This window comes from Actinacidiphila sp. bgisy167 (genome assembly GCF_057707665.1).
This window is the reverse complement of the sequence record NZ_JBYIQP010000010.1, coordinates 108,555-118,067: the sequence shown is the minus strand read 5'-3', so window position 1 is coordinate 118,067 and position 9,513 is coordinate 108,555. Positions and strand designations below refer to the sequence as shown.

The window sequence follows — 9,513 nt, the reverse complement described above, 5'->3', positions numbered from 1 at the left end:
CCGGAGGCGGCACGTCGCGTGCCGCCTCAGGAGCCTCGCTTCCCGCGTCCCGCTCGCGTGCCGCAGCACCGAAGCCGCCTGCGTCGGCCGGCCGCTGCTCGTGCCGTTCCTCGGGGGGCGCTGGCGTGCCCCGCGCGTCGTCTGATGGGGTGTCGTGCCGCATGGCCGCTCCTCGGAGTGCCCGCAGATCGTGTTTTCGGGCGACGTTGCGCCGGACGCCTGGAGCGGCGTTCGGGGTGACGCCATGCTCCTCGACTGCCCTGGCAGGAGCCGGGCACACTCCGCGGCGGGCGGGGGAACACCGCGACGCCGCGATCGAGGGTGCCTGGACGCCCGCGGGACGGCCTCGCAGCGGCCCGGTCATCCCCGGGCAGGACGACGACGCCGGCCGGTGCGCGCCGGCTCGCGGGCCGCGGCGTGCGGCAGCTCCGTTCGTCCGGCGGCGCCCGCGAAGTACGCGATGGTGGTCTTCAGCCCGTCCGTCCAGGACACCCGGGGCCGCCAGCCGAGCAGTTCCGTCGCCAGCGTGGTGTCGGGCCTCAGGTGCTCGGGCTCTCCCGGCGGCCGGTCGACGAAGCGGAGCGGGGACCTGGAGCCGGTCAGGTCCAGGACGCTGCGGGCCAGGTCCGTCACCGACATCTCCTGGGTGCCGCCGATGTTGACCGGCCGCACGGAGCGGCTCGCGGCGACGGTGAGGATCCCCTCGACGACGTCGTCCACATAACACAGGCAGCGGGTCTGGGTGCCGTCGCCGGTGATGGTCAGCGGCTCGTCCGCCAGCGCCTGGCGGATGAACGTGGGTACGGCGTGTCCTTCGTGCGCCGGCATCCGCGGCCCGTATGCGCAGAACAGCCGGACGATGCCCGCGTCGCTGCCGTGAGCGGCCACATGGGCGGTGACCAGCGCCTCCGCGAAGCGCCGCGACTCGGCGGCCAGCGAGTGCGGCCCGACCGGGTCGACGCATCCCGGGTCGTCCTCGCGCTGCGGGTGCGTCCGCGGCTCGCCGTAGACCTCGGAGGCCGAGGCGAAGAGCAGCCGGGCGCCGTCCCGATGGGCGATGGCCAGGGCCCGGCGGGTGCCGTCGCAGCCCGCCTCGAGGGCGCGGAGGGGGTCGGCACGGCGCTCTCCCGGATCGGGCCAGGCCAGGTGGAGGACGACGTCGTACGGACCGTCCAGCAGCCCCGGTGCCTCCGGATCGGCCGGATCGCACGGCAGGAAGCGGAAGCCGGGGCAGGGGCCGAGATGGCCGACGCGCGCCGCCTTGGTGGCGCGGTCGGCGCAGTCGACGTCGACGCCCGCGTCCAGCAGATACTCGCAGAGCGCGGTGCCGGGGAAGCCGGCGCCGCCGGTGACGAGGGCGCGTCGCCATGGCAGGGGCGGCGTGAGAGGAGCGGGGGGCGTCATACGGGCCCCTTCCTTCGCACGGGACCTGGGACGGCGGGCCGTGCCGACGGACGGCCGCGAGGCCCGGCGGCGTCCCAGACGGGCGGTACGCCCTTCGGGTTGCCCCGCCGAAGCTCCGTTCAACCACCGCGCCGGCCCGGCGCCCGCCCCCGGGTTCCGCGTTCGCCCCTCCGGCTCCACCCTCATGACCTGCGCCGACGGCAGGAACGGGGCGCATGGCCCGAAGCCCGCGTTCACCCGAACGGCGCACATGGACGGGCCTCCTCACCCCCCGGGGCCGATGGTGAGGAGTGGCACGTCAGCCGCGCCTGCGGCGAGATCCGCCCGACGGGAGGAGATCGAATGACGCGCATGTCCTCGCCCCCCTGGGAGCACGCCGTCGTCACCGGCGGTGCCGGGTTCCTCGGTTCCCACCTGTGTGCCGCGCTGCTGGACGCCGGCACGGCGGTCACCTGCGTCGACGATTTCAGCACCGGCCGCCGCGAGAACCTCTCCGCGCTCCACGGCCGCCCCGGCTTCACCCTCGCTCCGGGCGACGTGGCCGAGGGCCTGGCCGTGCACCGCGACGCGGACCTGGTGCTGCACTTCGCGTCCCCCGCCTCCCCCTCGGACTACCTGCGGCTCCCGCTGCACACGCTGGAGACCGGCAGCCTCGGAACCCGCAACGCCCTGGCGCTGGCCCGCGACCACGGCGCCCGCTTCGTCTTCGCGTCCACGTCCGAGGTGTACGGGGATCCGCAGCAGCATCCGCAGAACGAACGCTACTGGGGCCATGTGAACCCCGTCGGACCGCGGAGCGTCTACGACGAGGCCAAGCGCTTCGGCGAGGCGCTGGTCACGGCCGAGGCGGAGAGCCGCGGCACGGACGCGGGCATCGTGCGGCTGTTCAACACCTACGGGCCCCGTATGCGCGGCTACGACGGCCGGGCGGTGCCCACCTTCATCCGCCAGGCACTGTCCGGGGAGCCGCTCACGGTGACCGGTGACGGGAGCCAGACCCGGTCGCTGTGCTTCGTCGACGACACCGTGCGGGGCGTGCTCGCGGTGGCCGCCGACGGCATGCGCGGGCCGGTGAACATCGGCAACCCGGCCGAGCTCAGCATGCTCGAGCTGGCGCGGTTGGTCATCGAACTCACCGGTTCCGCCTCCGATATCCGCTTCATCGACCGCCCCACCGACGACCCGGCGGTGCGATGCCCGGACATCACGCTGGCGCGCGACAAGCTCGGCTGGGAGCCGTCGGTGACCGCCGAGGAAGGGCTGCGGCGCACCATCGCATGGTTCCGCGCCCAGCCGGCCGCCGGCTGACCTCCGCGTCCACGACGGCCCCGCCCGCTCACGGCGTCCGCCCGACGCGCCACCCTCCGCCGTCTGCCGTCTGTCCGTCGTCCGCCCTCCGCGACGTCCCACGTCCCGTCGCCGTCCCCCGTCCGGCCCTCCGCCGTCCGCCCTCCGCCGTCCGCCCTCCGCCCTCCGCGACGTCCCACGTCCCGTCGCCGTCCCGTGAAAGGCCGGTACGCCATGCGCATCCTGGGAATCAACGCGCTCTTCCACGACCCGGCCGCCGCCCTTGTCGTCGACGGCCGCACCGTGGCCGCCGCGGAGGAGGAACGCTTCTCCCGGCGCAAGCACGGCAAGCGCCCCGTGCCCTTCTCCGCCTGGGAGCTGCCGGAGAAGGCGGCGGCCTGGTGCCTGCGGCGGGCCGGGCTGCGGCCCGCCGACCTCGACGCCGTCGCGTACTCCTTCAACCCCGCGCTGGCACGTCCCGCGGAGGACATGGGACTGGACGACCCCTGGGACCACGTCCGGCTGACCTACGCGCGGCAGGCGCCCGCCTTCCTGGCCACCGCCCTTCCCGGCCTGGACCCGCACCGGGTGCGGTTCGTCGCACACCACATGGCGCACGCCGCCTCCAGCGCCTTCGCCGCCCGCGACGCCCGCTCCTCGTCGGTGCTGGTCCTGGACGGACGCGGGGAGAGCACCTCGCACCTGGCGGCCCACCGCGTCGGCGACCGGCTGGAGCCGCTGCACGCCCAGCGGCTGCCGCACTCCCTCGGCCTGGTCTACGAGGAACTCACCGAGCACCTGGGCTTCCTGCGCTCCTCGGACGAGTTCAAGGTGATGGCCCTGGCCTCGTACGGCCGGCCGCGCATGCTCGGCGAGCTGCGCCGGCACGTGTACTCCACCGGGGACGGCGGCTTCCACGCGGGCGGCGTGCCCTGGGCCGAGCTGTGCCCGGCCCGCGCCGTGGACGAGCCGTGGACCCAGGAGCACGCCGATGTGGCGGCCAGTGCCCAGGCCGTGCTGGAGGAGGTGCTGCTGGACCTCGTGCGGTGGCTGCACGGCCGGACGCACGACGGCCTGCTGACGATGGCGGGCGGCGTGGCGCTCAACTGCGTGGCGAACTCCCGTGTCGCCGCCGAGGGCCCTTTCGCCACGGTGTGGGTGCAGCCCGCCGCGGGCGACGCCGGCACGGCGCTCGGTGGCGCCCTGTACCTGGCGGCGACCGGCGGCGACGATCCCGCCCCGATGCCCGGCGCGGACCTCGGCCGGGAGTGGACGGACGCGGAGCTCGGCGCCTTCCTCAAGACCGCGGCGGTCCCCTTCGAGCGGCCGGCCGACATCGCCGTCGCCGTGGCGGAGGCGCTGGCCGGCAACGCGATCGTCGCATGGTTCCAGGGGCGCTCCGAGTACGGCCCGCGTGCGCTCGGGCACCGCTCGCTGCTCGCCCACCCCGGCCACGCCGGCAACCTGGAGCGCCTCAACGACGTCAAGGGACGCGAGCAGTTCCGGCCTGTCGCGCCGATGGTGCTCGCCGGCCGGGCCGAGGAGATCTTCCACGGCCCCCTGCCGAGCCCGTACATGCTCTTCGTGCACGACGTCGCGCCGGCCTGGCGGGAGCGCATCCCCGCGGTCGTCCACGTCGACGGGACAGCCCGCATCCAGACGGTGGACCCGGCCGCCGAACCGCTGATGGCGCGGGTGCTGGAGGAGTTCGAGCGGCGCACCGGCCTGCCGGTGGTCGTCAACACCAGCCTCAACACCGCCGGCCGGCCCATGGTGGACGACCCGCGCGACGCGCTGGAGTGCTTCGGCTCCACCCCGGTGGACCTGCTGGCCATTGGCCCGTACGCGGTACGGCGCGCGGAGCTGTTCGCCGATGGTGCGGGCGGTCCTCGATGAGGCCCCGCAGGGACGGGCCGGACTACGCCGTGGTCGTCCCCACCCTGGGCCGGCCCAGCCTGGAGGTGTGCCTGCGTGCGCTCGACGCGGCTGCCGGACCCCCTCCCGCGGCCGTGGTCGTGGTCGACGACCGGCCCGGCGACGAGTGCCCGCCGTTGCAGGTGTCCCCCGGCCTGCGCGCGCGCACGACCGTGGTCCGCGGCCGGGCGGCGGGGCCGGCCGCCGCCCGCAACATCGGCTGGCGGCTGGCCGGTTCGGTGCCCTGGGTGGTCTTCCTCGACGACGACGTCGTCCCGGGACCCACGTGGGCCGCGGATCTGGCCGGCGACCTGGCCGCGGCCGGTGGCGGCACCGCCGCCGTCACGGCCCGCATCCAGGTGCCGCTGCCCGAGGGCCGGGCCGCCACCGACTGGGAACGCAACACCGCCGGACTGGCCACCGCGCGCTGGATCACCGCCGACATGGCCTACCGCACCGAGGCCCTGCGCGCCGTGGGCGGCTTCGACGAACGCTTCCGCCGCGCCTTCCGCGAGGACGCCGACCTGGCGCTGCGCGTCCTCGACGCCGGCTGGTCCCTGGCCGCCGGGCGGCGCACCACCGTCCACCCGGTGCGCCCGGCCGGCCGGTGGATCTCGGTGCGCCTGCAGGCGGGCAACGCCGATGACGTGCTGATGACCCGTCTGCATGGACGGCACTGGTGGGGCCGGGCAGGAGCGCCGCGCGGCCGGCTGCGCCGCCATGTGCTGATCACCGCCGCCGCGGCGGCGGCGCTCCCGCTGGCGGCGTTCGGCCGTCGCTCCGCCGCCGCGGGCTGCGCGGCCCTCTGGCTCGCCGGCACCGCCGAGTTCGCCTGGGCGCGGATCGCCCCCGGCCCGCGGTCGCGCGCCGAGGTGACGGCGATGGCGCTCACCAGCGCGGTGATCCCGCCCGCCGCCACCTGGCACTGGCTGCGCGGCCAGGTGAGCACCGGCGTGTCGCGCCGCTGCGCCGGCTCCCGGCGCGGGCGCCCGCGGCGGCGGAACAGCCGGCCGAGGAGGTGAGGACATGACCGCCCGCTTCACCACCGGGACCTCGGGTGGCCCGCCACTCGGCGGCATGTGGGGGCCGTGGCTCTTCCCCGGCGCCTCGACACCGCCGCCCCGAGGCTTTCCGCAGGCGGTGCTCTTCGACCGCGACGGCACCTTGGTCGCCGACGTGCCCTACAACGGCGACCCGGACCGGGTGGAGCCCATGCCCACGGCGCGGGAGGCCGTCGACGCCGTGCGGGACCGCGGCATCCCCGTCGGCGTGGTGTCCAACCAGTCCGGGGTCGCCCGCGGCCTGCTCACGAAGCATCAGATCCTGGCGGTGAGGCGGCGGACGGAGACGCTGCTCGGGCCGTTCGCCGTGTGGGCGGTGTGCCCGCACCTCGTCGGCTGCGGCTGCCGCAAGCCCGCGCCGGGCCTCGTCCTCGCCGCCTCCCACTGGCTGGGGGTGCCGGCCGCGCACGTGGCCGTCATCGGGGACATCGGCTCCGACGTGGCCGCCGCCGAGGCCGCCGGCGCGCATGGCATCCTGGTGCCCACCCCGGCCACCCGCCCGCGAGAGATCCGGGCGGCCCGGTCCACCGCCGAGAATCTTCTCGAGGCGGTGCGGATGGTGCTGGCGGGAGCCGTACGGTGAGCACGCCGCGCACCCTCGTGGTCAGGCTGGACAGTGCGGGGGACGTCCTGCTGGCCGGACCGGCCGTGCGCGCTGTCGCCGCGCACTCGGCGCACACCGCCCTGCTGTGCGGGCCCCTGGGCCTGCCGGCGGCGCGGATGCTGCCGGGCGTGGACGAGGTGCTGGTGCACGACGCGCCCTGGGTGGGGCTGGACCCGGCCCCGGTGTCCGCGGAGGCGACGCGCGAGGTGGTGCGGCGGATCAGCGCGGGCCGGTTCGACCGGGCTCTGATCCTGGTCTCCTTCCACCAGAGCCCCCTGCCGGTCGCCCTGCTGCTCAAGCTGGCGGGCGTGGGCGACGTCTGCGCGGACTGCGAGGACTACCCCGGCTCGCTGCTGGACCTGCGGCACACCAGGCGGCCCCGCAGGCACGAGGCGGCCGCCGCGCTCGACCTGGCCCGCGCCGCCGGGTTCCCGCTGCCGCACGGCGACGACGGCGGGCTGCGCATCCTGCGGCCGCCCGGCACGGCCCGTCTGACCGGCCCCGGCCCGTACGTCGTCGTGCACCCCGGCGCGGCGGTCGAGGCACGGCGGTGGAGCGTCCGCCGGGCCGCCCGCGCCGTGGCGGCGCTCTCCGCCGCGGGCCACCGGGTGGTGGTCACCGGCAGCCGGGAGGAGAAGCACCTGACCGCCGCGGTCGCCGGTGACCACGGGCTGGACCTGGGCGGCGCCACGGACTGGCCCCAACTCGCCGGAGTGCTGCGTTCCGCGCGGGCCGTGGTGGTCGGCAACACCGGGGCGATGCACCTGGCCGCAGCCGTGGGAACGCCGGTGGTCTGCCTGTTCTCCCCCGTCGTGCCGGCCGGGCGGTGGCGCCCGTACGGAGTGCCGCACGTGCTGCTGGGCGATCAGGAAGCCGCCTGCGCGGGCAGCCGCGCCCGGCGCTGCCCCGTCCCCGGACATCCCTGTCTGGACGCCGTGGACGACGCGGCGGTCCTGGCCGCCGTCGACCGCCTGACCGGCCGCACCCGAGGAGGCGCACTCCCGTGAACATTCTGCTGTGGCACGTGCACGGATCCTGGACGACGGCGTTCGTCCAGGGACCGCACACCTACCTGGTACCCGTCACCGACGGGCGCGGTCCCGACGGACGCGGCCGGGCCGCCACCTTCCCCTGGCCCGCGACGGTCCGGGAGGTGACCCCGGCGCGGTTGCGGGAGGAACCGGTGGACCTGGTGCTCCTGCAGCGGCCGCACGAACTCGAGTTGGCCGCACGGTGGCTGGACGGCCGCCTGCCGGGCCGCGACGTGCCCGCCGTCTATCTGGAGCACAATGCCCCGGCCGGGCGGGTGCCCTGCACCCGGCATCCGTTCGCCGACCGCGACGACCTCACCCTGGTGCACGTCACCCACTTCAACCGCCTGTTCTGGGACAACGGAAGCACCCGCGCGGTGGTCATCGAGCACGGCATCGTGGACCCGGGCCACCGCTACAGCGGGACCCTGCCCCGCGCGGCGGTCGTGGTCAACGAACCCGTCCGGCGCGGCCGGTTCACCGGAACGGACCTGCTGCTGTCGCTGTCCGAGGCCGTGCCACTGGATGTCTTCGGCATGCGCACCGAAGGACTGGCCGAGCACCTGGAGGTGCCCCCCGAACGGTGCCGCACGGCCGACCTGCCCCAGTTCGAGTTGCACGACGCCATGGCGCGGCGGCGCCTCTACCTGCACCCGGTGCGCTGGACGTCACTGGGGCTGTCGCTGCTGGAGGCCATGCACCTGGGCATGCCCGTCGTGGCCCTGGCCACCACCGAGGTCGTCGAGGCCGTCACCCCGGGCACCGGCACCGTCTCCACTCGCCCCGAGGTGCTGGCCGCCGCGGCCCGCCGCTATGTGCACGACCCCGCCGCGGCGGCCGAGGACGGCGCGCGGGCCCGTCAGGCGGCGCTCCAGCGCTACGGACTGAAACGCTTCCTGCACGACTGGGAGCGCCTGCTCAAGGAGGTGTGCCCATGAACGGTCGCCACACCGCCGACTCCATGGCGATCGCCCTGGTGTCGGAGCACGCGAGTCCGCTCGCCACTTTGGGCGGCGTCGACGCGGGCGGTCAGAACGTGCATGTCGCCAGGCTGGCCGCGGCGCTCGCCGGACGCGGCCACCGCGTCACCGTCTACACCCGCCGGGACGCGCCCGACCTGGCGCAGTTGGTGCCGCTGTGCCCGGGCGTGGAGGTCCATCATGTGCCGGCGGGCCCGCCACATCCGGTGCCGAAGGACGAACTGCTCCCGCATATGACCGAGTTCGCCCGTCACCTGGCACGGTCCTGGCGGCTGCGGCCGCCGGACGTCGTCCACTCGCACTTCTGGATGTCGGGCGTGGCCTGTCTGCAGGCGGCCCGGCAGCTGCGCCTGCCGCTGGTGCACACCTACCACGCGCTGGGCACGGTCAAGCGGCGTCACCAGGGAGCCGCCGACACAAGTCCCGCCTCCCGCGTCGTCTGGGAGACGGAAGTCGGCATCGGCTGCGACCGGGTGATCGCCACATGCCGTGACGAGGTGCTGGAACTGGCCGCGATGGGGATACCGGAGCACCGGGTGAGTGTCGTGCCCTGCGGGGTGGACACGGACCGCTTCACCCCGCTGGGGCCCGCCGCCCCGCGCGGCCCGTACCGGTACCGTCTGCTGCAGGTGGGGCGGATGGTCCCCCGCAAGGGCGCCGCCGTCTCGATCGCCGCACTGCCGAGGCTGCCCGGCGCCGAACTGGTCGTCGTGGGCGGCCCCGCGCGGGAGCGTCTGCACGAGGACGCGGAGGTGCGCAGGCTGCGGGGCCTGGCGCTGGCGAGCGGGGTGGCCGACCGGGTGCGCTTCACCGGCGGAGTGCCCGGCGAGCAGATCGCGCTGCTCATGCGCGGCGCGGACCTGGTGGTCTGCCCCGCCGACTACGAGCCGTTCGGCATCGTCCCGCTGGAGGCGATGAGCTGCGGCCGCCCGGTGGTGGCCACGACCGTGGGGGGCCACCTGGACACCGTCACCGACCCCGGCACCGGACGGCTCGTCCCGCCCCGCTCCCCCACCGCTCTGGCGCTGGCCGTCCGCGGGCTGCTCGCCGACCCGGCCGCCCGCGCCGCCTGCGGGGCGGCAGGCCGGCGACGCGTCCTCAGCCGCTTCTCCTGGTCCCGCGTCGCCGAGTCCACCGAGCGCGTCTACCAGGACGTCCTCACCTCCCGCGCGGGGACGCCCGCCGCCGCGGCCCGCAACTGACCGGCCGCCCCACCAACCACCCAGCCGACC

Annotated in this window: 8 protein-coding genes; 7 read left to right on the top strand and 1 reads right to left on the bottom strand. The window is 75.8% G+C overall.

Annotated elements, in window-relative coordinates; translation table 11 throughout:
- Positions 1 to 360 precede the first annotated feature (360 nt).
- The gene (locus tag AC3ET4_RS06560) at positions 361 to 1,404 is read right to left on the bottom strand and encodes an NAD-dependent epimerase/dehydratase family protein (RefSeq protein WP_431946874.1); all 1,044 of its coding nucleotides are present in this window, start codon (positions 1,402 to 1,404) and stop codon (positions 361 to 363) included.
- 351 nt (positions 1,405 to 1,755) lie between these two features.
- On the opposite strand from AC3ET4_RS06560, the gene AC3ET4_RS06555 reads away from it, so the two are divergent.
- The 7 genes from AC3ET4_RS06555 to AC3ET4_RS06525 all read left to right on the top strand — a co-directional run bounded on the left by AC3ET4_RS06555 (position 1,756) and on the right by AC3ET4_RS06525 (position 9,483).
- Positions 1,756 to 2,712, top strand: coding sequence for an NAD-dependent epimerase/dehydratase family protein (locus AC3ET4_RS06555; RefSeq protein WP_431946882.1), 957 nt, complete (start codon positions 1,756 to 1,758; stop codon positions 2,710 to 2,712).
- 213 nt (positions 2,713 to 2,925) lie between these two features.
- Positions 2,926 to 4,587: a carbamoyltransferase family protein gene (locus AC3ET4_RS06550; protein ID WP_431946872.1), complete on the top strand. Its 1,662-nt coding sequence runs from the start codon at positions 2,926 to 2,928 to the stop codon at positions 4,585 to 4,587.
- Positions 4,584 to 5,627 carry a glycosyltransferase gene (locus AC3ET4_RS06545; protein ID WP_431946870.1) on the top strand — a complete coding sequence of 348 codons (1,044 nt, stop codon included), beginning with the start codon at positions 4,584 to 4,586 and terminating at the stop codon, positions 5,625 to 5,627. Before AC3ET4_RS06550 ends, AC3ET4_RS06545 begins: the two co-directional genes overlap by 4 nt.
- Positions 5,628 to 5,631: 4 nt before the next feature.
- A complete protein-coding gene (locus tag AC3ET4_RS06540; RefSeq protein WP_431946868.1) occupies positions 5,632 to 6,249 on the top strand; it encodes a D-glycero-alpha-D-manno-heptose-1,7-bisphosphate 7-phosphatase in 618 nt (205 codons plus the stop codon).
- The gene (locus AC3ET4_RS06535; RefSeq protein ID WP_431946866.1) at positions 6,246 to 7,277 is read left to right on the top strand and encodes a glycosyltransferase family 9 protein; all 1,032 of its coding nucleotides are present in this window, start codon (positions 6,246 to 6,248) and stop codon (positions 7,275 to 7,277) included. The genes AC3ET4_RS06540 and AC3ET4_RS06535 overlap by 4 nt, the downstream gene beginning before the upstream one ends.
- Complete coding sequence (locus AC3ET4_RS06530) at positions 7,274 to 8,239, top strand: glycosyltransferase (protein WP_431946864.1); 966 nt, start codon at positions 7,274 to 7,276, stop codon at positions 8,237 to 8,239. The genes AC3ET4_RS06535 and AC3ET4_RS06530 overlap by 4 nt, the downstream gene beginning before the upstream one ends.
- Positions 8,236 to 9,483, top strand: a complete 1,248-nt coding sequence (locus AC3ET4_RS06525) for a glycosyltransferase (RefSeq protein WP_431946862.1) — start codon at positions 8,236 to 8,238, stop codon at positions 9,481 to 9,483. Before AC3ET4_RS06530 ends, AC3ET4_RS06525 begins: the two co-directional genes overlap by 4 nt.
- Positions 9,484 to 9,513: the final 30 nt, after the last annotated feature.

Bases quoted from the DNA above. Each gene is read 5' to 3' on its own strand.
- AC3ET4_RS06560 (WP_431946874.1), bottom strand. From the start codon at position 1,404: ATGACGCCCCCCGCTCCTCTCACGCCGCCCCTGCCATGGCGACGCGCC.
- AC3ET4_RS06540 (WP_431946868.1), top strand. From the start codon at position 5,632: ATGACCGCCCGCTTCACCACCGGGACCTCGGGTGGCCCGCCACTCGGC.
- AC3ET4_RS06525 (WP_431946862.1), top strand. From the start codon at position 8,236: ATGAACGGTCGCCACACCGCCGACTCCATGGCGATCGCCCTGGTGTCG.
- AC3ET4_RS06550 (WP_431946872.1), top strand. From the start codon at position 2,926: ATGCGCATCCTGGGAATCAACGCGCTCTTCCACGACCCGGCCGCCGCC.
- AC3ET4_RS06555 (WP_431946882.1), top strand. From the start codon at position 1,756: ATGTCCTCGCCCCCCTGGGAGCACGCCGTCGTCACCGGCGGTGCCGGG.
- AC3ET4_RS06545 (WP_431946870.1), top strand. From the start codon at position 4,584: ATGAGGCCCCGCAGGGACGGGCCGGACTACGCCGTGGTCGTCCCCACC.